The sequence below is a fragment of the Paraburkholderia sp. CNPSo 3076 genome (assembly GCF_026343935.1).
Classification (GTDB): Bacteria; Pseudomonadota; Gammaproteobacteria; order Burkholderiales; family Burkholderiaceae; genus Paraburkholderia; species Paraburkholderia nodosa.
Window position 1 is genome coordinate 260632 of the sequence record NZ_JAPMAL010000001.1, and the last position, 24327, is coordinate 284958.

A 24327-nucleotide genomic window follows, 5' to 3' on the forward strand; every position below is an offset into this window, starting at 1 on the left:
ACCCAGTGTTGGCCGATGTGAGCGGCACACGTATAATCTAGGTGCGCCGCTCCAGCGCGCCGTCCTCCCCCTGAAAAGGGCATGGTGAATCGGGGCTATTGATTTTCAGTTCATCGCAAATCGTACGTGCGAGGGATGCGTGTAATGAGGACAACATGCGCAAAGCCCCCGCCCTAACGATGGAGCGAGAATTGAAAAACATCGAACCGACACCCAGCAATGCCGCTTATATCCTTCGCCGCTTCCTCCAGTCGAAAGAACTCGACATTTCTCTTTCCACAGCTCAAGAAGCGGTAGCACGCCTTCGTGGCTTCAACGATTGGAACTCGTTGGCCGCCGAACTCGACCCACGCGGAACGCGTGCGCTTTCCGCCGGCCTAGACAATGAACGTCGGTCTGAATCCTATCAACGGTCGCTATCGGAAATCCCAGTGGTGACATGGGTGGAACGCTTCGGATGCTGCTGGCCGGAGCAAGTCTGGCGGGCACATAACGGGGAACATGCAGAACGTCAGCGGTCAACGCGCCGCGAGAACTACGTCGAATGCAGAGAAAGCGAATCTTCACTGCGTGCTGATTTATACCTTGCCCTCCAGTCGACGGCCCTCGAGCAGCGATTCCGCTACATCGTAGGAGAGCCGGGCCTCGGCAAGGCTGAATCCGGAGGCTGGCTCCAGCTGGCATTCGGAAAGCGGATTGGTAACCGCTTCGAACTCAAGCTTTGCCCTACGTTGAACTGGGATGAGTTTGAGGTCATGTTCGTTACGTACGAATTCGATGACGTGCTCGGCGATGGCATCGTCGACGAAATCTGGCACCCTTCCGTCGTCGGTCTCGCAGATGAGCAACTCTGCAAAGTCATCAAGCGCGCGCTAGCCGCAGCCGATGAAGTTGAAGCTAACGTCAGTAGCTGGATGCGCGGACGCACGTCTGGCGGCTAGTGCCTGGCTGAGACGCGCGGAGCAGCCTGTTGACGTAGTCATCGACACCGCTTTCATTGGATTTTGCAGCCCGCCCTTCCTTGTTCAACTCATCGCCCTTGCTCGGCACATCCGGGTCGTGGCAGACGACAACGAACGACTGCGTGCCCTCGGGCGCGTCGGTCCATGCGAGGTGCGGATTCCGGTTCGAGGAGAGCGCAATATGCGACGTCGCATCTGCGACCGCGAACGCAAACTCGCCGGGGATAACTCGACCGTCGACGAAGCTGTGGCTGAATACTTTCATGGGGTCGGTAGGTGTGGATTTCAGGCTCGATGGCTCGTTGACGAGCGAGAAATTCTAGGCATTTCCACCAACCCCAACGGCGCACAGCGCGTCAAATATGCTACAAATCCAATCAATTTGACGGGTTGAGAGTTATCGACCGCACCCCGCAGCCCGGCGCACACCGTCCTCCCTATCCAGGACCTCGCAATGGACGCGTCCTAGAGAACAGGCACTGCACACAGACGCCCCGGACGAGATGTGTGTGTCGAACATGGGATTCGCGTGCTCCTGCTATCGTTGCGGACGGCGGCTGCACGTGCGAGACCCTACCGCGCTCGAGCCCAGCGCCCACACCCAATTCGAGACCACCGCTACCCACGCTTAAAATGACAAACCAAGCAATCGCGTCTTATCTCCCCGACCTCTTAGTGATTAAGCTCGGGAAGGACCTCCCCGCCTTCAATGACTACAAGAATCCGCGTGGACTGGTCGGACCTCATGAAATCGGCTACTTCTTTCACGAGTGGATTCACTTCTTTCACAACGTATCGACGATTCACGGCTTGTCCGCATTCGCGAATCTGGTCCACCTATGGGGCCATGCACGTTACGCCATGGGGGAAGACGGGCTCTGCCGCGGCGCGCCCTCAATTTCGAACCAAGAGAACACCTGGCTTCATCAAAAGTTCGCGTTTTCTAGAGCGGAACGTTCGCAGCGTCAGAATAATGCTCCAGGGAACATCATCTTTGAAAATGTGACTGTGACGAAAGTGGAACTTCTGGAATTTCCGCTGCCAGAGCTGACCGTCACAACACAAATCATCAAAGCAGAACTCAAAATCGAAAATGAAAGCGGCGAGTTTTTCGACATGAGTGTAGAAGTTGGGCCACATGAAATAGTCGAGTCAGTTGCTTGCATGCTTGAAGAGCGACTGACGCGTAAGCTCGGTGCGGAGCCGAGACCACTAGAATTTGCGCCGTATCATCTTCTCAGGGCGTTGGCAAAAAAAATTGCCCCATCCATCACCGACGAATGCGTTCTTGCATGTGGACTAGCCGCATTGCAAGAATCCGACCCGCCCACAGTTCTCGTCGACATTCTTAAACGCGCAGAACAAGCGTGCTCTGCGGGAGAGGATGTGATGCATTTGATAAACGAGACGCTCATCCGTCTCCTATCTGACTCGAAAGATTGGGTTGAAGAGCGCCTCGTGGAACTAGAGAGTCGGTTCCCCAACGACGAACCAATGGGTCGCGCGATAAAAAGCACAGTAGAGGTCTTCCGGAGAAATTTCGCCCATCGCCGCAAAAACCCACTTGTTGAATTTTGGCTAGTCGATGTTATCAAAGCAGACGTCAACAACTTGACTGAAATCATCAAAGTGTTTGGAGACTGTACTGTTCAGCAGCAACGGGACGGTTTTGAAGACGACGTTGGACGAGACATACTCGTAGAGTTCGTTCTACCAGAAAACGACGATGAGCTACTCCGTGACGGTCGGCGGAGAATGCACGCAGCTTTCCGCTTCGTCGCGTTGCACGCCGGTCCAGGAGGGAAACTTCTCGCCACATCGGAAATTCCCGTGACGCGCCGTAATGTCTGCCCTTATTACACAACGTGTGTTCTGAAACCCCGTACCGAAAATCCGAGCGTGTGTGCCGAGACACCATGGCTAGTAAGGGATGAGCAATGTTGGTACGAATCGGGCGTACTAACACTATGCACTCCAGATGTCGCTGCGCTGCGCGTCTCTACTATGCCCCAGCGTACATAGCGCACTCATTGCGTTGCGCTAGGGCTTCTGTCGCAACGCGTGTGTTATGAACTTCCCAGCGAAGACCATTCAGCACAGACAATCGAAGCCTGTTTTACGCCAGTCGCAGCCTGAGCGGTGGTAGCACTTTTTGCGTGACGAAGAAGCGATGCTCCTTCGTCGCGCCGTGGAATTTCCAGTAGTCGCTCTTTTCGAAGGCCTGGCTCCAGACAGGAGCCTCCTTTCCGTCGTCTTTAGCTTGTCGGGGATGCTTACAGGAGCCCTTCCCCTTCGGAACGTGGATGGGCAGCGTCTCCTTCAAACCTGGAAATCTTCCGCTCTCGATAGCTGCGCGAACACCTTCAAGGCGTTTCTGTTCGTCATCGCTTCGGTTCGACGCGCGCCATGGCGTACAGCCAGCGAACCCGAAGGCCGAAAGTCGCCGCCCCCAACGCGCTAGACGGCAAATGCTGATACGACCCTATATTTTGGACCAGCGAAGATGCGCGTCCATGCTCCGCGGTGCGCTCAATCTACGTGTGATTGCACCGCACCTCGACGCTATCAAAATTATCTCTCGATAGCAAAGTCAGAGAAAAATTGTGCACTGCACATCAAATTTCGCGGTTCCCGCACACTTTGTTGTCTCCGAAACGCAATTTTTGCGTTCCCGCACACTTTGTTGTCTCCCGTTACCCCAAATATTCCCTTTGACAAACACTCTTACGATATATATCTTAAGACATGTTTTAAGACACTCACCAGACAAGGAGGCCCTATGCGCCACCATCCGCACTTTGGTCACACCGGCCGTCACGGCCACGCCGCGCGCGATCCGCGCGACTTCCCCAGCGGCCGCCACCCGGCCATGCAGGCGCTGCATGCGCTGCGCCACGCCATGGGCCGCCATCGTGGCGGCGAAGGTCCCGGCGACTTTGGCGATCGCTTCGGCGAAGGTTTCGGCCGCGGCTTCGGCGGTTTCGGCGACGGCGACGGTTTTGGCCGTGGCCGCAAGTTCACGTCCGAAGACCTGCAACTCATGCTGCTCGTGCTGCTCGCCGAGCGCCCGAGCCACGGCTACGAACTCATCAAGGCGCTCGACGCGCGTTCGAACGGCTTCTACAGCCCGAGCCCCGGCATGGTCTATCCGGCCCTCACGTACCTGGAAGAACTGGGCTATGTGAGCGTGACGCTCGAAGGCAACCGCAAGCGCTACGAGCTCTCGCCCGAAGGCCGCGCGTACCTCGAGACCAACCGCGAACGCGCGGACCTGATCCTCGCGAAACTCACGCACTTCGGCCGCAAGATGGAAGTCATGCGCCGCGCCATGGCCGGCGAAGATCCGGCCGAAGGCAGCGCCTGGGTGCGCGAGCTGATCGAGGCGCGCCGCGCGCTCAAGCGCGCGCTCCTGCGCCGCACCGACGCCGCGCCGGAGGAGCAGCGCCGCATCGCCGCGATTCTTGCGCGCGCCACCCAGGAAATCGAAAACGGCAGCGACGACAGCGAGGTTTGACAACCCGCTTCCGCGCGCCACGCGGCGGCCCGTGCCGCGCCACCCCAACATCATCGGAGCCATACATGCAGAACCCGTCCCAACTCGAAGTCGTCCGTGTGCGTCACCCGCTGAAATTCCGACTGTTGCGTGTGGCGCGCGTCACGGCGCTCTCGCCCTCGCTCGTCCGCGTCACGCTCACGGGTAATCTGGGCGACTTCGTCTCGGCGTCGTTCGACGATCACATCAAGGTGTTCTTTCCCGCCGCCGGTGAGGAAAAGCCAGTACTGCCAACTTTCGGTCCAGACGGCGTCGTGTTCTCCGAAGGCGTCGAGCGCCCCGCCGCGCGCGATTACACGCCGCGCCGCTTCGATACGCAAGCGAACGAGCTCGATCTGGAATTCGCGCTGCACGAAGCCGGCCCGGCCACGGCATGGGCGGCACAGGCGCAGCCCGGCCAGTATCTCGGCGTAGGCGGCCCGCGAGGCTCCATGGTGATTCCCACGGGCTTCGACTGGCAGCTGCTGATCGGCGACGAAACGGCGCTGCCCGCCATTCAGCGGCGCCTCACGGAGCTGCCGGCCGGCGCGCGCGTGGCCGTGGTCGTGGAAGTGGCGAATCGCGCAGCCCGCATCGCGTTGCCCACCGAAGCCGATCTTTACGCCACGTGGTGCTATCGCGACGAAAGCGAATCGGAGCAGCCGCTCGTAGACGGCGTGTCCGAAGTATGGCTGCCGCCGGGCGAAGGCTACGTCTGGGCCGCCGGCGAAGCCTCGGCGATCCGCGCGGTGCGCGCGCATTTGTGCAACGAGCGCGGCGTCGACAAGAAGCGCATTCGCGCTTCCGCCTACTGGCGGCGAGGCGCGCAGGCGGCCCACGAAACGATCGACGACTGATCGATCTCGCTGGCGCGGCAACACTGCCGCGCCTTTTTACTTTCAGGCTCCAAGCCCATACATGATCCCTTCTCTCACACCGCTGCGCGAACGCACGCTGCTCTGGCTGCTGGCGCTCACGCAGTTCACCGTCATCATGGATTTCATGGTGATGATGCCGCTCGGCCCGCAGATCATGCACGCGTTCGCGATCACGCCCGCCGCGTTCGCGACGGCTGTTTCCGCATATTCGCTCTGTTCGGGTCTATCAGGACTCCTTGCAGCGACGTATATCGACCGTTTCGATCGCCGCCGCCTGCTGCAAGTGGCCTACGCACTGTTCGCGCTCTCCAATCTCGCCTGCGCGCTCGCCACGAACTTTCATCTGCTGCTCGCCGCGCGTGCATTCGCGGGTCTCACCGGCGGCGTGCTCGGCTCGATCGTGATGGCGATCGTGAGCGACGTGATTCCCGCCGCACGGCGCGGCGGGGCCACGGGCGTCATCATGACTGCGTTCTCCATCGCCGCCATCGCGGGCGTGCCGGCCGGCGTGCTGCTCGGCGCGCACTACGGCTGGAGCGCGCCGTTCATGCTGCTCGTCGTGCTCTCCGTGGCGATCTGGCTCGCGGGCTCGCGCCTCGTGCCCTCGCTCACCGGACATCTCGGCCAGCGCACGCCGCTCGCGCAAGTGCTGCCAAACCTTTGGCGACTGCTCACGCTGCCGCGTCACCTGAAGGCCTTTGCGCTCACCTTCACGATGATGGCCGGCCACATGCTCGTAATCCCGTTCATCGCGCCGATGCTCGTCGGCAATCATGGCATCGCACCGCAGCAGCTCTCCTGGCTCTATATGGCGGGCGGTGCGGCGACGTTCATGACCTCGCGCGCGGTGGGCCGTCTCGCGGACCGCTACGGCAAGCGCCGCGTGTTCCGCGTGATGGCGCTCGTTTCGCTCGTGCCGGTGCTGTTCGTCACGCATCTGCCTGCGTTGCCTTTCCTCGCGCTCGTGGCGTTCTTCGCACTGTTCATGATCTCGATGTCGGGCCGCATGGTGCCGATGCAGGCATTGCTCACGACGATTCCCGAGCCCGCGCGGCGCGGCGCGTTCCTGAGCGCCAACAGCGCGGTGCAGGCGCTCGGCACGGGCATCGGCGCGTGGCTGGGCGGCCAGTGGCTTACGAATGGCGCGAACGGCGCGATCATCGGCTTCGGGCAGAACGGCTGGATCGCCGCGGCGCTCACGTGCGTGGCGGTGCTGTGGGTTTCGCGGGTGCGGGGCGCGTCGGAAGACGTGTCGAGTGACGTGGCCGCGCCTGCGGGCACAGCGCCTACGACTGCGGCTACGCAATCCTGAGCCGCAAAAGAAAAACCGGTTCGCAGGCCTGGCGCGCCTCATGAGCGTGCCACGCACCGCGAACCGGTCGTGCTTCAGGTAGAAAGCGGATGAAACCGCGGGCCTCGTGTAGCTTGCCCGCGTGCAGCGCGGGACCCGACCGGCCGATCGGGTGCTCGCGCGGCGTCGCTCCACGAGGGAGCGAGCCATTGATGCTTAGAAGCGGTGACGCAGACCCACCGTTGCGGCGACCTGGTTCTGCGAGGTCGACGGCGACAGCGTGTTGATCATCGCAACGTTCGCGCCGGCGTCGCCGAGTTCGCCCGAAGCGTGCTGGTACACGGCGCCGGCGTAGACATCGGTGCGCTTCGAGAGCGAGTAGTCAGCCGTCAGCGAGACGGTGTGCCACTTCGGATCGCCCGAACCGTTCGAACCCGTGACCTTGCCGTCCGTGAACGTGTACGACGCGTTCAGGGCGAGAGCCGGCGTGAGCGCGTAGGCGCCGTTCAGCTCGAAGTTGTCCATGTGCAGGTTCGTGCCCGACGGGATCGAGAACGTGTTGCCGCCCTGGCCGCCAGCGATCAGGTTTTCGTACTGCGTGTGCGTCCACACGAAGCCGACCGTTGCCGGGCCGTAGTTGTAGTTCACGCCTGCGCCGAAGGTGCGCTGCGTTTGTGCCGACAGATTGAAGTTATTGCCGTTCGATGCCGAATTCGCGCCGTTGCTGTTCGTGTTCGTCGGCGAGTTGTTCATCTGCAGGTAGGCAGCCGCGAAGTTCAGCGGGCCGTTGCCGTACGATGCGCCAGCGCTCCATGCGCGGTTGTTCGCGAACTGGCCAGCGTCGTTGCTGAAGCCGTACATGCCGCCGAACTTGAAGCCCTGGTAGTTGACGCTCTGGTACTTGACCGCGTTCTTGATCGAGAACGAGTGGTCGAGGTTGTCGTTGTCGAACGGGTGAGCGGCGAGGTTGTTGCCGTAGCCCGAGCCCGTTTCCGAAAGCGGGCCGAGGTAGTCGACCATCGAGTCATACTGGCGGCCGAGCGTCAACGTACCGAAGCGGTCGCTCTGCAGACCGACGAACGCCTGGCGGTTGAACATCGTGCCGCTCTCGGTGTCCTTGCCGTTGTTCAGGTTGAAGCCGTTTTCCAACGTGAAGATCGCATGCAGACCGCTGCCCAGGTCTTCGCTGCCCTTCAGGCCGAAGTACGTGTCGCCAACGGTGCCGCTACCCTGGTTCCATGCGGCGTGGCCGCCTGCATTGTTCGCGTAGACGATACCCGCATCCAGTGCGCCGTAGAGAGTAACGCTGCTTTGTGCGTGAGCGGAGGCTGCGAATGCGCCGAGGACGCCCGCGATAATCAAAGTATTCTTCATGACTTTCCTTATGACATTCAGACCGCACTGACGCGGCTCCGGGTATTGGAGCCACACCGGCAATCCCGGGCGAAGTCTACGTGTCAAAGGCTTTAAATCGCCTTGGCAATTGCTGTAACAGTTATTTGCTGAATCTGGAAATATCAGAATAATAATCCGTAAGTCCTTGTCTTCAATGGGAAATATGGAGTAATACATCGATCGGCCCGAATAGGCCGTGTGGCAAACACGCGACGCCCGGATCAGCGCGGCAATTCGATTATTGTGGAAAGTGGATTAATTGCGGGCGATATCACGCGATTAAAATTTCCGGGTCGATGAAACTTTATGACCATGATGTTAGTCCTATCGCGCGCGTGCATTATTGCTATATACAGCTATTATTATTGCGTGAAATCGCGATTAACAAGCGAATGATTTTCGGCCTCCTCCGTGGCGCTCGACATCGCCCCTCGCGCGGCACGCGCGCAGGCGCGGGCGCGCGCATCCGTTAAAATCCCGGAACGCGCGCGCACTGCGCGCGCACCACCCGCATCGACGCCACTTCTACCGAACGGCCGCGTCGCCCTCACCCGTCCGGCGCGAGACCCCGTCATGACAAACAAAGCCACTCCTACGCACGCCCAGCCCTTCAGCGAGCTGCCGCTCGCGCCCGCCATGCTCGCCAACCTCACGCGCCTCGGCTACGTCGACATGACGCCGATCCAGGCCGCGAGCCTGCCCATCGCTTTCGCGGGCCACGACCTGATCGCCCAGGCCAAGACCGGCAGCGGCAAAACAGCGGCCTTCTCGCTCGCGCTGCTCTCGCGTCTCGACCCGCGTCGTCAGGACGTGCAGGCCATGATCCTCTGCCCCACGCGCGAGCTGGCCGACCAGGTCACGCAGGAAATTCGCCGTCTCGCGCGCGCGGAAGAGAACATCAAGGTGCTGACGCTGTGCGGCGGCACGCCCATGCGGCCGCAGGCGGCGAGCCTCGAACACGGCGCGCATATCGTCGTGGGCACGCCGGGCCGCATCATGGACCATCTGGAGCGCGGCAACCTCGCGCTCGGCGCGCTCAATACGCTCGTGCTCGACGAAGCCGACCGCATGCTCGACATGGGCTTTTTCGACGACATTGCCACCGTGGTGCGCCAATGCCCCAAGGAGCGCCAGACGCTGCTCTTTTCGGCGACCTATCCCGAAGGCATTACGAAGCTGAGCCAGCAATTCCTGCGCAATCCGAAGGAAGTCAAGCTCGAAGAGCATCACGACGACAGCAAGATCCGCCAGCGCTTCTATGAAGTGACGGAAGACGAGCGCCTGCACGCCGTGGGCATGCTGCTCAACCACTACCGTCCCGTGAGCACGCTCGCGTTCTGCAACACCAAGCAGCAATGCCGCGACCTGCTCGACGTGCTGCGCGCGCAGGGCTTTCACGCGCTTGCGCTGCACGGCGAGCTCGACCAGCGCGAGCGCGACCAGGTGCTGATCCAGTTCGCCAACCGCAGCTGCTCGGTGCTCGTGGCGACCGACGTGGCCGCGCGCGGCCTCGACATCGCGCAGCTCGAAGCCGTGATCAACGTGGACGTCACGCCCGACCCGGAGGTGTACGTGCACCGCATCGGCCGCACGGGCCGCGCCGACCAGGACGGCTGGGCGCTCAGCCTCGCGAGCATGGACGAGATGGGCCGGGTGGGCGGCATCGAGCAGGCGCTCAAGCGCGAAGTCGAATGGAGCCCCCTCGCGGAACTCAAGTCCGCCAGCAACGCGCCGCTGTTGCCGCCGATGGAAACGCTGCAAATCCTGGGCGGCCGCAAGGAAAAGATCCGCCCCGGCGACGTGCTGGGCGCGCTCACCGGCGAAGCCGGCTTCAGCGGCGCACAGATCGGCAAGATCAACGTGACCGATTTTTCGACCTACGTGGCCGTGGAGCGCAGCATCGCGCGCGACGCGCTGCGCAAGCTCAATGCGGGCAAGGTCAAGGGCAAGAAGGTCAAGGCCCGCATGATGGACGAATGAACTGACGAATCATCCACGCCGGGTGCGCACGCGACTTGCGCGCCCGCGCTGCACCGCGCCTCAGTTACCCCGCGTTCAACCGGATCAGGAAAGCCATGAAACAACCGCTCAGAATCGATTTCGTCTCCGACATCGCGTGCCCGTGGTGCGCAATCGGCCTCTCGTCGCTGAACCTCGCGCTCGAACGGCTGCGCGACACCGTCGATGCGCAGATCGTCGTGCACCCCTTCGAACTGAATCCGCAGATGGGCCCGGGCGGCGAATCCGTGGTCGAGTATCTCAGCAAGAAGTACGGCCGCACGCCCGAGCAGATCGCCGAAACGCAGGCCATGATCCGCGAGCGCGGCGCGAGCGTCGGTTTCGCGTTCGGGCCGCGCGAGCACATCTACAACACCTTCGACGCGCATCGTCTGCTGCACTGGGCCGGCATCGAGGGCAAGCAGTTGCCGCTCAAGCTGGCGCTGCTGCGTGCGTATCACGGCGAGGGCAAGGACACGAGCGACCACGCGGTGCTCGTCGCGGCGGCGCAGTCCGTGGGGCTCGACGCGGATAAAGCGCGTGCAGTCCTGGAAAGTGGCCAGTATGCCGACGAAGTGCGCGCCGAAGAGCACGAATACCAGTCGGCCGGTGTCCAGTCGGTCCCAGCGATCATCTTCAACCAGCAGTATCTGGTCAGCGGCGGCCAGCCCGTCGAAACCTTCAAGCAGGCGATCCAGCAAATCCTGGCCGAGAGCGCCAAGGCCTGAACGGCTCAGGCATCTGAAGCCCCCGCGCGGCGCGGCCTCGCGCCCGCGAATACTCCGCTTTCACGGGCCGCCGCGCCGTCGTTCAGGCGCCCGGCAGACGGCCGATGCCGGCCGCCCCCTCGCGGGCGTGTAAACTAGCGGGTTTTTTGCCCAGGTGGAAAAGTGCTAGCCCCGCAACGCCTTGCGTTGAGCGGCCCGACGCTCGTGCGCTTACTTGCCCGCTTCGGCGATGCCGAAGTGCCCGAATCCCGGCAATCGATCTCGGACCATCTGAGCCAGTGGCTCGGCTGGACGGACGCCATCGCGCTTTCAACGGCGCTGAGCGTGCAGACGCCGGGCGGCGAGCCAGCCACGCGCGTGGGCGCCAGTTCCGAACAAAGCCAGAGCGAGCGCGTGCGCGCGGCGCTGAGAAAGGCCATTGCGGGCGAAGGCGGGCCTGCGCGGCGCGACGGACGACGCACGCAGGCCGCCAGCCAGCCAGCCGATGTGGAACCCGATTTCGCGGATTTCCGCCAGCGCTACGTCGCCCTGCAGCAGGCGATGGAGACCGACATCGCCACGCTGCGCGCCCGTCTGCGTGCCGCGCTGGCCGCCCGTGCGCCTGCGCTCGCGCGCCTCGCGACGGTGGACGCCGTGATGGAGCAGGCGCTCGGCGCGCGCGAGCGCAGCCTGCTCGCCGGCGTGCCCGCGCTGCTCGGGGCGCATTTCGAGCGGCAGCGCGCAGCGGCCGCGGCGCAGTCCGCCGGAGAAAGCGCCGCGCCTCACGCCTGGCTCGCCGGCTTTCGCAAAGATATGCAGAGCGTGTTGCTCGCCGAACTTGAGATTCGGTTTCAACCGGTGGAGGGGCTGCTTGCTGCCCTTCGCACCAGCTAACCCAAACGCTATGTCCCGCGCTATGTCCCGATTTCGCATTGAATCTGTTGTCTTCGTCGTGGGTCTCGCCGCCGTGTGCTGGATCGGCGCCGGCTACGCGGTCACGAACCCGCTTGCGAGCGCCGTCACGCTGCTGATCGGCGCGTGCTATGTCACAGGCGCGTGGGAGCTGTATCGCTTCCAGCAGGCCACGACCACGCTCGCCCAGGCCGTCGCGCAACTGAACACGCCGCCCGCGCGCCTGGCCGGCTGGCTCGACACGCTGCATCCGGGCCTGCGCAATGCCGTGCGCGCGCGCATCGAAGGCGAGCGTGTGGCCCTGCCGGGCCCGGCACTCGCGCCCTACCTCACGGGCCTGCTCGTGCTGCTCGGCATGCTCGGCACGCTGCTCGGCATGGTCGTCACGCTCAAGGGCACGGGCGCGGCGCTGGAAAGCGCCACCGACCTCGATGCCATCCGCGCCTCGCTCGCCGCGCCGGTGAACGGCCTCGGCTTCGCGTTCGGCACTTCGATCGCGGGTGTGGCCACCTCCGCGATGCTCGGCCTGCTCTCCGCGCTTTGCCGCCGTGAACGCATCGAAGCCGCGCAGCAGCTCGACGTGAAGATCGCGACGACGCTGCGCGCCTTCTCGCCGGTTCATCAGCGCGAAGCCTCGTTCAAGCTGCTGCAGCGCCAGGCCGACGCCATGCCCGCGCTGGTCGACAAGCTTGGCGCGCTGATGACACTGATCGAACGCCAGGGCGCCGCGCAGCACGAACAGCAGATCGCGACCCAACAGACCTTTGCCGCGAACGCCGAAGCCGCCTGGAGCCGCCTCGCGGCTTCCGTGGGCCAGTCGCTCAAGTCGAGCGCCGCCGAAAGCGCGCGCGCCGCGGGCGCGGCGCTGCAGCCCGTCGTCGAAGCGACCATGGCGGGCCTCGCGCGCGAATCGGCGTCGATGCAGGGCGCGCTCACGCAGGCGGTGCAGCAACAGCTCGAAGGGCTCTCGCGCGGCTTCGAGGCCTCGACGGCAAACGTCGCGGACATCTGGAACCGCGCGCTCGCGCAGCACCGCCAGACCAACGAGGCGCTTGCCGCCGACCTGGGCGGCGCGCTGGAGCGCTTCAACGCAAGCTTCGAGCAGCGTGCCTCGGGCCTGCTCGATGGCGTGTCGACGCGCTTCGAGAGCGCATCAGGAACGATGTCGCAGGCATGGCAGGCGGCGCTCGAACAACAAGCGCGCGCCGGCGAAAAGCTCGCCGCGGGCAACCAGCAAGCGCTCGCCACGGCGGCGGCGACGTTCGAGCAGCACTCGGCGTCGCTGCTGCGCGCGGTCGATGCATCCCACGCGGAGCTGCAGACGAAGCTCGGCGCGCGCGACGAAGCGCGGCTCGCAAGCTGGGCCGATGCGCTCGCGGCGATGGCCGCCACCTTGCGCACGGAATGGGAAGCGACCAGCGCGGTTTCGGCCCAACGTCAGCAGGAAATCTGCGCGACGCTCGCGCAGACCGCGAACGATATCGCCGCGCAGTCGCAGCAGCACGCGAGCAAGACGATCGCCGAGATCGATCGCCTCGTCGATGCCGCTTCGGAAGCGCCGAAGGCCGCAGCAAACCTGCACGCGGAAATCTCCGCGCGCGACGAGCAACGCATCGAAACATGGACCGCATCGCTCGCGACGATGGCCGCCGGGCTGCGTCAAGAGTGGGAAGCAACGAGCGCTCACACGGCGCAACGTCAGCAGGAAATCTGCGCGACGCTCACGCAAACCGCGAACGATATCGCTGCGCAGTCGCAACAGCACGCCAGCAAGACGATTGCCGAGATCGATCGTCTGGTCGAAGCGGCCGCCGAGGCTCCAAAGGCCGCAGCAAACCTGCACGCGGAAATCTCTTCGCGCGACGAGCAACGCCTCGAAGCATGGAGCGCGTCGCTTGCCACGATGTCGGCGGCCTTGCGCGAGGAATGGGAAACCACGAGCGCGGCCACCGCGCAGCGCCAGCAGGAAATCTGCGCAACGCTCGCCCAAACCGCCAACGACATCACCACGCAGTCGCAGGCGCACAACGCCAGCACGATCGCCGAAATCGGCAGCCTCGTGCAGGCCGCGTCGGTCGCACCGCAGGCAGCAGCCGAAGTCATCGCCGAGCTGCGCCAGAAACTGTCGGACAGCATGGTCCGCGACACCGCGATGCTCGACGAGCGCAACCGCCTGCTCGCCACGCTCGAAACACTGCTCGACGCCGTGAACCGCGCCTCCACCGACCAGCGCTCGGCGATCGACGCGCTCGTCTCCACATCGTCGGATCTGCTCGAGCGCGTGGGCGGCCAGTTCAGCGCGAACGTCGAAGCCGGGAGCGGCAAGCTCGGCGCGATCGCCGCGCAGGTGAGCGGCAGCGCCGTGGAAGTGGCGAGCCTCGGCGACGCGTTCGGCGCGGCCGTGCTCGTGTTTGGCGAATCGAACGACAAGCTCGTGGCGCATCTGGAGCGCATCGAGGCCGCGCTCGACAAGTCGCTTGCGCGCAGCGACGACCAGCTCGCCTACTACGTGGCGCAGGCGCGTGAGGTCATCGACCTGAGCATGCTGTCGCAGAAGCAGATCGTCGAGAATCTGCAGCAGCTCGCGAACCAGCGCGCCACCGCCGGAGCGGACGCGGCATGAACGACGAAATCGACGGCGGCGCGGCCCCCGCTGCGCCGGTCTGGCCCGCATTCGCCGACATGATGTCGGTGTTGCTGGGCGCGTTCCTGCTGATCCTCGTGGGCGTGGTCGGCATGCAGCTCGAACTGTCGAGCCGGCTCGCGAACGAGGTGAAGCAGCGCAAGGCGGAAACCGAGCGCCGCAAGACGCTCGAAGAGGCGCTCGCGGGCCCGCTCGCGGCGGGCCGCGTGACGCTCGTGAATGGACGCATCGGCATTAGCGGCAGCGTGCTGTTCGCGCTGAACTCGGACCAGTTGACGCCGCAAGGCCGCGATCTGCTCAAGAGCCTCGCCGGGCCGCTCACGGCGTATCTGAAGAGCCGCGACGAAATCCTGATGGTGAGCGGATTCGCCGACGACCAGCAGGTGCACGCAGGCAACCGCCGCTTCGCCGACAACTGGGAGCTTTCGGCCGAACGCGCGCTGACGGTCACGCGCTCGTTCATCGACGCCGGCGTTCCCGCGTCGTCGGTGTTCGCGGCGGCGTTCGGCTCCGAGCAGCCGGTGAGCGCCAACACGGACGAGGCCGGCCGCGCGAAGAACCGCCGCGTGGAGATCGCGCCGGTGCCGCGGCCGACCGTCGGCGAGGGCAAGCATGGTCAATGATGCGGGCCCGCGGTTCTCGCAAGCAGCCGCACCAGCCGCCGCGCCTGACGCCCGCGCCCTGCTCGACGCCTGGCGCGCCCGCGGCGCGGACCAGCTCGACCCGGTGCGCTTTCACTTCATCGAGGCGCTGGAACGCCGCGCCGCCGCACACGCAGGCGAAGCGCGCCGGCTCATCGACGCGCGACTCGCACAACTGCTCGACGCCTTCGCCGACGACCTCGCGCGCGAGACATCGAACATCACGCACGGGCTCGGCGACGAGACGGCGAGAAGCGAACTGGGCCGCCTCGTCGATTCGCTAGCGCGGCCGGAACCGGCACAACCGGCGACGCGCGTGCGGCACGAGCCAGACCCGGAACTGGTCGAATACTTCCGGCAAACGTGGTCGCGCGTGCGCTCCGAAAAGCAGCTGCGGCAGTCATTGGACCAGGTGCCCAGAAACGCGGGGCCGCTCAATTCGAGCAGCCTCGTGCATCGCGCGCTCTCGCTCATGCGCGAAGTGTCGCCGGGGTATCTGCAGCAATTTCTCGCCTATGCCGATGCGCTTTCGTGGCTCGAGCAGTTGAATGCGAGTGTGGGGGTTGCGGCGCCGGTGAGGGAGGCGCCGCGGGCAACATCAGCGAAAAAAGGGGCGCGCAAGGGGCGTTAGCGCCCTCACCCCGCCTTGCGGCGCTCCCGCACCGCCTGCGCCAGCCCGTCCAGCACCGGCGCCGTCTGTGCCCAGCTAATGCACGCGTCGGTGATCGACACGCCGTGCTTGAGCGGCACGCCCGGCTTCTGGTCCTGGCGCCCCTCTTCGAGATGGCTCTCGATCATCACGCCGACAATGCGCTTGTCGCCGCCCGCCAGCTGCTCGCCGATATCGCGCGCCACGTCGATCTGGCGCTGATGCGCCTTGTTCGAGTTCGCATGCGAGCAGTCGATCATGACCTGCTCGCGCAGCCCCGCCTTCGCAAGCGACGCGCAACACGCCGCCACGGAAGCCGCATCGTAGTTCGGCCCGCTCTTGCCGCCGCGCAGGATCACGTGGCAGTCGTCGTTGCCGCGCGTTTCGAAGATCGCGGCCATGCCCATCTTCGTCATGCCCATGAACGCGTGGCTCGCGCGCGCCGCGACGATGGCGTCGGCGGCCACCTGCACGCCGCCGTCGGTGCCGTTCTTGAAGCCGATCGGGCATGAGAGGCCCGAGGCAAGCTGCCGGTGGCTCTGGCTTTCGGTCGTGCGCGCGCCGATCGCGCCCCACGCCACGAGGTCGGCGATGAATTGCGGGCTCAGCAGATCGAGGAATTCCGTGGCTGTGGGCAGCCCGAGCGCGTTGATGTCGAGCAGCAGCTGGCGTGCGGCGCGCAGGCCCTCGTTGATGCGGAAGCTGCCATCGAGACGCGGGTCGTTGATATAGCCCTTCCAGCCCACCGTCGTGCGCGGCTTCTCGAAGTACACGCGCATGACGATCAGCAGGTCGTCCTCGAGCGTATCGGCCTTCGCCTTGAGCAGCTTCGCGTATTCGATCGCCTGGTCGTGGTCGTGGATCGAGCACGGGCCCACCACCACCACGAGCCGGTCGTCGCGCTGCGCGAGCACTTCGGCGATCTCGCCGCGGCTCGTTTCGACGAGCGTTTGCGTCTCCTGCGGCACCGGCAGCTCGTCGAGCAGCAGCGCGGGCGAGATGAGCGGGCGCACGGCGCCGATGCGCGTGTCGTCGATGCGGGTCGTGTCCTGGGTGGCGTCGGCCACGCCGACTTCCTGGTCGTGCTGCGGATTATCGATACGGCTCAAGATGTTCTCCAACTGCGCTTTTGACGCGCGCATCATGCATGTGTGGGGGATGAATGCGCGATTATCGCATCCGGCGCGCCGGCCGCACCCCGAAACGTCAGCCTCAAACGAAACGAGGCGGCCCGAAGACCGCCTCGCATGAGGAACGACAACGAACGCAGCGAAGCTCAGCGCGCCGCGTCCCCCAGCGGATACCCCTTGCCCGCGAGGCGCCGCGCGATGCGCACAAGGGCAAACCATTGCTGCGCGAGCAGGCCTTCGCCATAGTTCGCGCCCCGGCCGTGCGGCGCGGGCAACTGGTCGCGAATGCCGGTAGGCTCATGCTCCTTGTTCCACGACGCCGTGCGGAACATCACGTCCCACCACGGAAACAGCACGCCGAAGTTGCAGCCATAGCGCGTGCCTTCGTGGCCATAGCCGATCGCATGATGGCGGCGATGAAACGCCGGGCTCACGACGATGCGCTCGAGCAGCCAGCCGAAGTCGAGCCGCGCGTTCACGTGTTGCACGCTCTGCATGAAGTTGCTCACGGCCACGAGCACGACGAACTGCGCGGGCGGCACGCCGATAAAGAGCGAAATACCCGCAAAGAACGCAGCCTGAACGATGTCGTCGAGGAAATGGTTGCGATCGTCACACCACAGCGACATCTGCTGCTGGCTGTGATGCACGGCGTGCAGTTCCCACCACACGCCGAAGCGGTGCTGCCAGCGGTGATACCAGTAGCCCGCGAAGTCGAGCACGACGAGATAGATCAGGAACGACACGAGCGGCTTGTCGGTCACGCCGGGCCAGAGGCTGTCCACGTCGATGTTCGGCACGCTGTAGATCGCCATCAGGCTCTGCCAGTGATTGAACAATGGCGTGAGCAGGAAGAAGAACGCGATGTTCAGAATGCCGAGTTTCGCGATCCACGTGTACCAGACGTCGGCGCGCAGCGCGCGGCGATTGCCCCAGTCTTCCGCGGGCCGCAGCGCTTCGAGCGGGCGCAGCAGCACATACGAGGCGCAGATCTGAAGCGCGCCGACGATTACCCAGTAGAGCGCGTCGTAGGTGTCCTCGTCGTAGCCCATCAGGCCGACCTTGTAGAAGATCGGCTGCACCACGTCCACGTAGACGAGCGTCTGCAGCCACGAAACGAGGTTGTCGGCCTGCGAAATCAGCGTATCGAGCATCGGGACTCCTCAATCAATCCGGGTTCGGCGCGTATACCGGCGCGCTGTTCGCGAAGTAGATGCCGTGCGGCGAGCGGCCCACTGCGATCGTATCGATCAGCTTGCGCGTGTTCAGGTCGATGATGCCCACATGCTTCGCGAAACGGAACGTCACCCAAAGGTAACGCTTGTCCGCCGAAAGTTCCATGTCGTCGGGACCTGGGCGCAGGCCCGTGATGTCGGCGACTTTCGTGAGCGTCGTGTAGTCGAGAATGCTGATCGTGCTCTCCACGCGATTCGACACGGCGATATGTTTGCCATCGTCCAGGTTGCGGAAGTTGTGCGCGCCGCGGCCGGTCTGGATCTTTTTCACGACCGTGCGGTTGTGCCAGTCCACCACGGCCACGTTGTCCTCGCCCGTCATGCCCACCAGCAGGTACTTGTCGCCCGGGGTCATCCACAGGCCGGCGGGCGTGTTGCCCACTTGCAGCTTCCAGAGCACCGTTTGCGTCGGCAGGTCGATGGCGGCCACTTCGCCCGTGTCCTGCAGCGTGACGAACGCCGTTTTGTTGTCGGAGGCGAACGTGATGTGGCTCGGCGTTTTCCCGAGCGGAATGCGCTTTGCGATCGCGAGGTTCTGGCCGTCGTAGCGATAGACGTCCACGCGGTCGAGCCGCAGGCCCGCGGTCACGAACCATTTGTGGTCGGGCGAGAAGCCAAGCTGATACGGATCTTCAATGCCTTCCAGGCGGCGCTGTATCTGCCCCGTATGCGGGTCGAGGAACAGCAGGTCGTTCGACACCGAATCGGCGACGATGAGGGACTTGCCATCGGGCGTGATCATCAGGTGATGCGGTTCCTTGCCCGTGGGCTCGGTGCCGACCACGGTGCGGCTTGCCTGGTCGATGAGCGAGAGCTTCGCCTCGCCCGAGTCGAGCACGATGACCTTGTCGTCGGCGTGGGCGAGCGTGCCCCATGCGGGGCCGCTCATCAGCAGCGCCGTCGCGAGCGTTTTTTTCATGTGAGCCGGTGTAAACGAAAAGATCGGGAATTCAGGCATTTCGTAAGGGAAAGAGAGCAGCGAAGGCGCGCCGCGCCGGTTTGTGCTGAGATAGTGCCAAGGCAGGCGCGCGGATTGCCTGCTTAACGCGTGAGGGCCCGATTCCGATGACGCACTTTCAACGTATTCGCAAATGTTCGATGCGTGCCATAGGGCGATGGGCTGCGCCTACAGACCCCGGATCGCGCGAGAAGTTGCATGGATCATCGCACCCGCGATGACGAGGCGCAGCGCGCCCCCGACGGCCTCACCCGCAACACGGCCGCCGCGGTGCGCGAAGCGCTCGAAGGACGCCGCCGCGGCGTCGCCCTTCTGCTGCCGCTCGCGGGTCCGGCCGTGGTCGTCTCGGTGGCCTATATCGACCCCGGCAATATCGCGACCAACATCCAGGCCGGTGCCCGCTACGGCTACGCGCTGCTATGGGTCGTGCTGCTGGCCAACGTCATCGCCATGCTGTTTCAGGGACTTTCCGCGAAACTCGGCATCGCCACCGGGCGCAATCTCGCCGAACTGTGCCGCGACAGCCTGCCCGCGCCGCTCGTGTGGCTCATGTGGATCGTGAGCGAGATCGCGGCCATGGCCACCGATCTCGCCGAATTCCTCGGCGGCGCGATCGGCCTTGCGCTGCTCTTTCATTTGCCGCTGCTCGCCGGCATGGCGGTGACGGCCGTCGTGACCTACGCGCTGCTGTTTCTCCAGCGCGCGGGCTTCCGGCCGCTCGAACTGCTGATCGGCGCGCTCGTGGGTGTGATCGGCATTTGCTATGTTCTGGAGCTTTTCATCACGCCGATCGAGTGGCAAAGCCTGCTGCGCCACCTCGCCACGCCGCGCCTGCCCGACGCGCAAGCCGTGACGATCGCGGTGGGCATCATTGGCGCAACGGTCATGCCGCATGCACTCTTTCTGCACTCGGGGCTCACCCAGGCGCGGGTGCTCGCGCGCAACGACGCCGAGCGCAAACGCCTCGTGAAGTTTTCTAACGTCGAGGTCGTGGTCGCGCTTTCGGTGGCCGGGCTCATCAACATGGCGATGGTGGTGATGGCCTCCGGCGCGTTCCACCAGGGCTACGCGGATGTCGCCGAAATCGAGACCGCCTACCGCACGCTCGCGCCGCTGCTTGGCGCGGCGGCCGCCAGCATCTTCCTCGTCTCGCTGATCGCCTCGGGCATTTCGAGTTCGGTGGTCGGCACGCTCGCGGGGCAGATGATCATGCAAGGCTTCGTGAACTTCCGCATTCCGCTGTGGCTGCGCCGCGCGGTGACGATGGTGCCGAGTTTCATCGTGGTGGCGCTGGGCGTAAACGCCACCGACGCGCTCGTCATGAGCCAGGTCGTGCTGAGTCTCGCCCTGCCGTTCCCGATGGCCGCGCTCGTGTGGTTCACGTGCCGCGGCGACGTGATGGGTCCCCATCGTAACCGCGCGCTCACGGCTGCGGGAGCCCTGGCGGGCGCGGCCGCGGTGCTCTCGCTCAATGTCGTGCTGGTGCTCACGACCCTCGGCGTGGCGGTGCCGGGGCTCGGGTAAAGATCGGCGCAATGCCACGCGATGCATGCATGAACGGCCGGTCGGTTTATCGACGAAGACGTCTCGCGCAACGCCTCGTTCGCGCCATGCGTGCAAACTCGCGCGAAACCATGCACCATTAGTGTTTTCGCCGCGCCCCGCTCTTGCGACCGGTGCGGGTTTTGCAACCGCGCGCTAGTGGTCGTGCTCAACCACGCTGCCCGAGCGCGCGTCACCTCCGACCTGCCATGACGAATCAGCCTGCCCAAGCCTTGCCCGAACAGCCCGTCGACATGATCATTTTCGGCGGCGGAGGCGACCTGGCCGCGCGCAAACTGCTGCCGGCGCTCTACATGGCGCACCTGCATGGCAACCTGCCGCCGGAAACGCGCATCATCGCCGTGGGCCGCAAGAACTGGACGATCGACGACTATCGCAAGTTCATGGAAGAGCAGTCGCGTCCGTTCATCGACGCGAAAGCGTTCGACGCGCAAGCGTGGGACCGCTTTCTGAACCTGTTCCAGTACGTGATCATCGACGTGAACGATCCCGTCAATTACGCGAACCTGAAGGCGGCGTCGCGCGAGCATGCCCTGCGCGTGTTCTATCTCTCGACTTCGCCGGAACTGTTTACGACGATTTGCGACAACCTCACGGCGGGCGGTCTGATCGACGGCAGCTCGCGCGTGGTGCTCGAAAAGCCGCTCGGCCACGATCTCGCCTCGGCCAAGGAGATCAACGAGTCGGTGGGCCGGCATTTCTCCGAATCGCAGATTTACCGGATCGACCACTATCTGGGCAAGGAAACGGTGCAGAACCTGATGGTGCTGCGCTTCGGCAATCCGATCTTCGGGCCGTTGTGGCAGGCGCCGTATATCCGCAGCGTGCAGATCACGGTGGCGGAAACGGTGGGCGTCGGCAGCCGTGCGGGCTTCTACGATCACACGGGCGCGCTGCGCGACATGGTGCAGAACCACCTGCTGCAACTGCTGTGCATCGTGGCGATGGAGCCGCCCGTCTCGCTCGACCCGGACGCCGTGCGCGACGAAAAGCTCAAGGTGCTGCGCTCGCTGCGCCCCATGTCGCTCGCCGATATCGCGCGCGACACCGTGCGCGGCCAGTACGCGGCGGGCGCCGTGGACGGCCAGCCGGTGAAGGGTTATCTGCAGGAAGACAACGTGCCGCCCGACAGCAAGGCGGAAACGTTCGTGTCGCTGCGCGCGCACATCAACAACTGGCGCTGGGCCAACGTGCCGTTCTTCCTGCGCACGGGCAAGCGCATGCAGAACCGCCAGTCGGAAATCGTGATCGAATTCGCGGACCTGCCGTTCTCGATCTTCCCGAGCGGCCCGCGCCACTACGGCAACCGTCTCGTGATCCAGCTTCAGCCGGAAGAGTCGATCCAGTTGCAAATGCTCGCGAAGGAGCCGGGCAGCGGCATGAATATGCTGCCCGTGAGCCTGAATCTCGATCTGCAGCAGGCCATTCCCGAGCGCCGCGCCGAAGCCTATGAGCGCTTGCTGATCGACGTAATCCGCGGCCGCCTCACGCACTTCATGCGCCGCGACGAACTGGAAGCCGCATGGACGTGGGTCGAGCCGATTCTCAACGGCTGGAAAGAACTGAACGACCGCCCACGCACCTACACGGCAGGCACGTTCGGGCCGGCGGCATCGTCGGCGCTGCTCGCGCGCGAAAACATGTCGTGGGCCGAAGAGATGTAATGTGAAGGACCGCGAGCGCCGCGTGCTACGCGCGGCGCTCGCAGCATGGCGTTACTGGTCGGCCGAATCAGGACGAAAGAGGTCGAATCCGGCGAACACGATCACACCGCTGAGCGCAATCAACGGCACCGAATGGCGCCCGAGAAAAAGAACCGCGGCCGCAAGCCAGGTTGAAAGACAGAAAGCGCCGATGCGCCGCATGATGCAACTCCCTACTCTTTAATGCCCTTCTGAAGCGTGGCTGCGCATAACGCGCGCCGCGCGCTTTCAGCACAACGTGGCCCGCGCCGTGCGCAGGCGCGACACCGTATCCACGAACGCCTCCCCGCCGAGCGTGCGCTTCAGGCGGCTCGCGACCGTCGCGCTCGCGGCATTGAGCGCCTCGCGAATCGCCACGGCCTGCGCCGTGGGCACGATCGCCACTTCGCGGCCGTCGCCCGCCGTGCGCTGGCGCTCCACGTAGCCGCGCGCCTCCAGGCCGTCGAGCACGCGCGTGGCCGTGGGCCGCGCGATGGAGAGCAGATCGGCCAGTTCGCGCTGCGGCAAACCGGGACGCTCCAGCACGGCGCGCAACATGAACCCCTGCGGCGGCGTTAGCTCGAAGCGCTCGAAGGCTTGCGCCCATTCGCGCTCGAGGCGCCGCGCGAGCGCCGTGGTGTTGAAGTAAAGGCAATGATCGAACATGCGCACAGGGTAACCCAATATAGTTAGCTATGCAACGATCTGCACCGAATGCACACGTCTGCCTGCTGACGAATCAAGCGCACAGCAGCAAAAATAGAACGACCGGACGAATTTAAATCGCATCGGCTATGATGCAAAGACGCCGCTTTTCGCCTGGCTGTGTCTGGCCGCCGTACACAACACTCACGGAGACATCGATGCAAATGCGCTGTTACTGCGTTATCCATCACGGCAAGCCGCTCGAACTGGTCGAGCGCGACGTGCCCGAGCCCAAAGGCACGGAGGTATTGCTGCGCGTGAAGGCCGCGGGCCTGTGCCATTCCGATCTGCACATCTGGGAAGGCTATTACGACCTGGGCGGCGGCAAGAAGCTCTCGCTCGCCGACCGCGGCATCAAGCTGCCGCTCACGCCGAGCCATGAAATCTGCGGCGAGGTCGTGGCGCTCGGCCCCGACGCGCAAGGCGCGCCGGAGGCGCTCGCGGCGGGCACGGCGGCAGTCGTGCATCCGTGGATCGGCTGCGGCGAATGCGCGGCCTGCCAGCGCGGCGAAGAAAATATCTGCGCGAAGCCGCAGTCGCTCGGCGTGCTGCGTGACGGCGGCTTTGCGGATTACGTGATTGTGCCGCATCCGCGCTATCTCGTGGATCTCGCCGGCCTCGATCCCGTGAAGGCCGCGCCGCTTGCCTGCGCGGGCGTGACGACGTATTCGGCCGTGAAGAAGTTCGGCGCGCGCATCCACGAAGGCCCCGTGGTCGTGATCGGCGCGGGCGGCCTCGGCATGATGGCGCTCGAAGTGCTCAAGGCGATGGGCGCACAAGGCGCGATCGTCGTGGACGTGGACCCCGCCAAGCGCGAAGCCGCGCTGGCGGCGGGCGCGCTCGCGGCCATCGACGCGCGCTCGGACGACGCCGTGCAGCAGGTCTTCGCGGCAACGGGCGGCGGCGCACGCGCGGTGCTCGACCTCGTGGGCGCGACGCCCACCGTCAAGCTCGCGCTCGACTCCTGCGCGCGCGGCGGCCACGTGGTGATCGTCGGGCTGATGGGCGGCGACCTCACGTTCTCGCTGCCCATCATCCCGATGCGGCCGCTGAAGATCGAGGGCAGCTACGTGGGCACGCTGCCCGAGCTGCGCGAACTCGTGACGCTGATGCGCGAAGGCAAGATGCAGCCCTCGCCGGTCTCTGTGCGGCCGCTCACGGAAATCAACGAGGCGTTCGAAGCGCTCGTGCAGGGCCTGGTGGTCGGGCGGCAAATACTGGTGCCCTGATGCGCTTCATCGCGCGCGGCCCGGTCCGGCCGCGCGCGATGACGAATCGTTCGGAATTCGAATTAATCGGGGAGATCGGCTCACAGTGACGATCCCCCTTCTGCGCGCGCAAGCGCTTAAAGCGCTTAAAACGCTTACGCGCCTATCCACGGCGCCCGCCCCATTTTGCAAGCCATCTGCAAGGTTTTGCGGGCCAGATGCGCTTATCGCCCGAAT

At 64.6% G+C, this 24327-nt stretch carries 20 protein-coding genes and 1 pseudogene; 14 read left to right on the forward strand and 7 right to left on the reverse strand.

Annotated elements, in window-relative coordinates; translation table 11 throughout:
* Positions 1-191 precede the first annotated feature (191 nt).
* Entirely contained in the window at positions 192-941 is a 750-nt protein-coding gene (locus M3A49_RS01200) for a glyoxalase superfamily protein (RefSeq protein ID WP_266227163.1), read from the forward strand.
* Between the two features lie 40 nt (positions 942-981).
* Here M3A49_RS01200 and M3A49_RS01205 read toward each other — a convergent pair.
* A pseudogene (locus M3A49_RS01205) lies at positions 982-1227 on the reverse strand (YbhB/YbcL family Raf kinase inhibitor-like protein); the annotation flags it as partial.
* A gap of 368 nt (positions 1228-1595) precedes the next feature.
* Between M3A49_RS01205 and M3A49_RS01210 the strand changes: the two are divergent.
* The 4 genes from M3A49_RS01210 (at position 1596) to M3A49_RS01225 (ending at position 6684) form a co-directional block, all read left to right on the forward strand.
* The gene (locus tag M3A49_RS01210) at positions 1596-2984 is read left to right on the forward strand and encodes a hypothetical protein (RefSeq protein ID WP_266227164.1); all 1389 of its coding nucleotides are present in this window, start codon (positions 1596-1598) and stop codon (positions 2982-2984) included.
* 757 nt (positions 2985-3741) lie between these two features.
* A complete protein-coding gene (locus tag M3A49_RS01215; protein ID WP_416338896.1) occupies positions 3742-4476 on the forward strand; it encodes a helix-turn-helix transcriptional regulator in 735 nt (244 codons plus the stop codon).
* A gap of 65 nt (positions 4477-4541) precedes the next feature.
* The gene (locus tag M3A49_RS01220) at positions 4542-5351 is read left to right on the forward strand and encodes a siderophore-interacting protein (protein WP_266227165.1); all 810 of its coding nucleotides are present in this window, start codon (positions 4542-4544) and stop codon (positions 5349-5351) included.
* 61 nt (positions 5352-5412) lie between these two features.
* A complete protein-coding gene (locus M3A49_RS01225; RefSeq protein WP_266227166.1) occupies positions 5413-6684 on the forward strand; it encodes an MFS transporter in 1272 nt (423 codons plus the stop codon).
* Between the two features lie 195 nt (positions 6685-6879).
* Here the strand turns inward: M3A49_RS01225 and M3A49_RS01230 are convergent, their stop codons facing one another.
* On the reverse strand, positions 6880-8037 hold the full coding sequence (locus tag M3A49_RS01230; RefSeq protein ID WP_254356735.1) for a porin: 1158 nt from the start codon (positions 8035-8037) through the stop codon (positions 6880-6882).
* Positions 8038-8631: 594 nt separating this feature from the next.
* Here M3A49_RS01230 and dbpA point away from each other — a divergent pair.
* The 6 genes from dbpA to M3A49_RS01260 all read left to right on the forward strand — a co-directional run bounded on the left by dbpA (position 8632) and on the right by M3A49_RS01260 (position 15591).
* On the forward strand, positions 8632-10038 hold the full coding sequence (gene dbpA / locus M3A49_RS01235) for an ATP-dependent RNA helicase DbpA (RefSeq protein WP_266227167.1): 1407 nt from the start codon (positions 8632-8634) through the stop codon (positions 10036-10038).
* A gap of 95 nt (positions 10039-10133) precedes the next feature.
* Entirely contained in the window at positions 10134-10784 is a 651-nt protein-coding gene (locus M3A49_RS01240; protein ID WP_266227168.1) for a DsbA family oxidoreductase, read from the forward strand.
* A gap of 162 nt (positions 10785-10946) precedes the next feature.
* Positions 10947-11657 carry a DUF3348 domain-containing protein gene (locus M3A49_RS01245; RefSeq protein WP_254356738.1) on the forward strand — a complete coding sequence of 237 codons (711 nt, stop codon included), beginning with the start codon at positions 10947-10949 and terminating at the stop codon, positions 11655-11657.
* Between the two features lie 22 nt (positions 11658-11679).
* On the forward strand, positions 11680-14298 hold the full coding sequence (locus M3A49_RS01250; protein WP_266227169.1) for a DUF802 domain-containing protein: 2619 nt from the start codon (positions 11680-11682) through the stop codon (positions 14296-14298).
* Positions 14295-14942 carry an OmpA family protein gene (locus tag M3A49_RS01255; protein ID WP_266227170.1) on the forward strand — a complete coding sequence of 216 codons (648 nt, stop codon included), beginning with the start codon at positions 14295-14297 and terminating at the stop codon, positions 14940-14942. Before M3A49_RS01250 ends, M3A49_RS01255 begins: the two co-directional genes overlap by 4 nt.
* The gene (locus tag M3A49_RS01260) at positions 14932-15591 is read left to right on the forward strand and encodes a DUF2894 domain-containing protein (protein ID WP_266227171.1); all 660 of its coding nucleotides are present in this window, start codon (positions 14932-14934) and stop codon (positions 15589-15591) included. Before M3A49_RS01255 ends, M3A49_RS01260 begins: the two co-directional genes overlap by 11 nt.
* 5 nt (positions 15592-15596) lie before the next feature.
* On the opposite strand, the gene M3A49_RS01265 is transcribed toward M3A49_RS01260, so the two are convergent.
* From M3A49_RS01265 to M3A49_RS01275, 3 genes are all read right to left on the reverse strand, one after another.
* Complete coding sequence (locus tag M3A49_RS01265) at positions 15597-16718, reverse strand: 3-deoxy-7-phosphoheptulonate synthase (protein WP_266227172.1); 1122 nt, start codon at positions 16716-16718, stop codon at positions 15597-15599.
* A gap of 167 nt (positions 16719-16885) precedes the next feature.
* On the reverse strand, positions 16886-17893 hold the full coding sequence (locus M3A49_RS01270) for a sterol desaturase family protein (RefSeq protein ID WP_254356742.1): 1008 nt from the start codon (positions 17891-17893) through the stop codon (positions 16886-16888).
* Positions 17894-17906: 13 nt separating this feature from the next.
* Positions 17907-18893 (reverse strand): beta-propeller fold lactonase family protein, encoded by a 987-nt coding sequence (locus tag M3A49_RS01275; protein ID WP_266227173.1) that lies wholly within the window; start codon positions 18891-18893, stop codon positions 17907-17909.
* Positions 18894-19130: 237 nt separating this feature from the next.
* Between M3A49_RS01275 and M3A49_RS01280 the strand changes: the two genes are divergently transcribed.
* Positions 19131-20456, forward strand: coding sequence for an Nramp family divalent metal transporter (locus M3A49_RS01280; protein ID WP_266227174.1), 1326 nt, complete (start codon positions 19131-19133; stop codon positions 20454-20456).
* A gap of 227 nt (positions 20457-20683) precedes the next feature.
* A complete protein-coding gene (zwf, locus tag M3A49_RS01285; RefSeq protein ID WP_266227175.1) occupies positions 20684-22159 on the forward strand; it encodes a glucose-6-phosphate dehydrogenase in 1476 nt (491 codons plus the stop codon).
* Between the two features lie 51 nt (positions 22160-22210).
* Here zwf and M3A49_RS01290 read toward each other — a convergent pair whose 3' ends face one another.
* Together M3A49_RS01290 and M3A49_RS01295 are read right to left on the reverse strand one after the other, a co-directional pair.
* A complete protein-coding gene (locus tag M3A49_RS01290) occupies positions 22211-22360 on the reverse strand; it encodes a hypothetical protein (protein ID WP_254356745.1) in 150 nt (49 codons plus the stop codon).
* A 66-nt stretch (positions 22361-22426) separates the two neighbouring features.
* Positions 22427-22843 (reverse strand): MarR family winged helix-turn-helix transcriptional regulator, encoded by a 417-nt coding sequence (locus M3A49_RS01295; protein ID WP_266227176.1) that lies wholly within the window; start codon positions 22841-22843, stop codon positions 22427-22429.
* A 203-nt stretch (positions 22844-23046) separates the two neighbouring features.
* On the opposite strand from M3A49_RS01295, the gene M3A49_RS01300 reads away from it, so the two are divergent.
* Positions 23047-24111 carry an alcohol dehydrogenase gene (locus M3A49_RS01300; RefSeq protein ID WP_266227336.1) on the forward strand — a complete coding sequence of 355 codons (1065 nt, stop codon included), beginning with the start codon at positions 23047-23049 and terminating at the stop codon, positions 24109-24111.
* The last annotated feature ends 216 nt before the right edge of the window (positions 24112-24327 follow it).

What these genes read in the sequence shown, in the direction of transcription:
- M3A49_RS01210 (WP_266227164.1), top strand. Translation starts at nt 1,596, where the DNA reads ATGACAAACCAAGCAATCGCGTCTTATCTCCCCGACCTCTTAGTGATT.
- M3A49_RS01215 (WP_416338896.1), top strand. Translation starts at nt 3,742, where the DNA reads ATGCGCCACCATCCGCACTTTGGTCACACCGGCCGTCACGGCCACGCC.
- M3A49_RS01220 (WP_266227165.1), top strand. Translation starts at nt 4,542, where the DNA reads ATGCAGAACCCGTCCCAACTCGAAGTCGTCCGTGTGCGTCACCCGCTG.
- M3A49_RS01225 (WP_266227166.1), top strand. Translation starts at nt 5,413, where the DNA reads ATGATCCCTTCTCTCACACCGCTGCGCGAACGCACGCTGCTCTGGCTG.
- M3A49_RS01230 (WP_254356735.1), bottom strand. Translation starts at nt 8,037, where the DNA reads ATGAAGAATACTTTGATTATCGCGGGCGTCCTCGGCGCATTCGCAGCC.
- dbpA (WP_266227167.1), top strand. Translation starts at nt 8,632, where the DNA reads ATGACAAACAAAGCCACTCCTACGCACGCCCAGCCCTTCAGCGAGCTG.
- M3A49_RS01240 (WP_266227168.1), top strand. Translation starts at nt 10,134, where the DNA reads ATGAAACAACCGCTCAGAATCGATTTCGTCTCCGACATCGCGTGCCCG.
- M3A49_RS01250 (WP_266227169.1), top strand. Translation starts at nt 11,680, where the DNA reads ATGTCCCGATTTCGCATTGAATCTGTTGTCTTCGTCGTGGGTCTCGCC.
- M3A49_RS01255 (WP_266227170.1), top strand. Translation starts at nt 14,295, where the DNA reads ATGAACGACGAAATCGACGGCGGCGCGGCCCCCGCTGCGCCGGTCTGG.
- M3A49_RS01260 (WP_266227171.1), top strand. Translation starts at nt 14,932, where the DNA reads ATGGTCAATGATGCGGGCCCGCGGTTCTCGCAAGCAGCCGCACCAGCC.
- M3A49_RS01270 (WP_254356742.1), bottom strand. Translation starts at nt 17,893, where the DNA reads ATGCTCGATACGCTGATTTCGCAGGCCGACAACCTCGTTTCGTGGCTG.
- M3A49_RS01275 (WP_266227173.1), bottom strand. Translation starts at nt 18,893, where the DNA reads ATGAAAAAAACGCTCGCGACGGCGCTGCTGATGAGCGGCCCCGCATGG.
- M3A49_RS01280 (WP_266227174.1), top strand. Translation starts at nt 19,131, where the DNA reads ATGGATCATCGCACCCGCGATGACGAGGCGCAGCGCGCCCCCGACGGC.
- zwf (WP_266227175.1), top strand. Translation starts at nt 20,684, where the DNA reads ATGACGAATCAGCCTGCCCAAGCCTTGCCCGAACAGCCCGTCGACATG.
- M3A49_RS01290 (WP_254356745.1), bottom strand. Translation starts at nt 22,360, where the DNA reads ATGCGGCGCATCGGCGCTTTCTGTCTTTCAACCTGGCTTGCGGCCGCG.
- M3A49_RS01295 (WP_266227176.1), bottom strand. Translation starts at nt 22,843, where the DNA reads ATGTTCGATCATTGCCTTTACTTCAACACCACGGCGCTCGCGCGGCGC.
- M3A49_RS01300 (WP_266227336.1), top strand. Translation starts at nt 23,047, where the DNA reads ATGCGCTGTTACTGCGTTATCCATCACGGCAAGCCGCTCGAACTGGTC.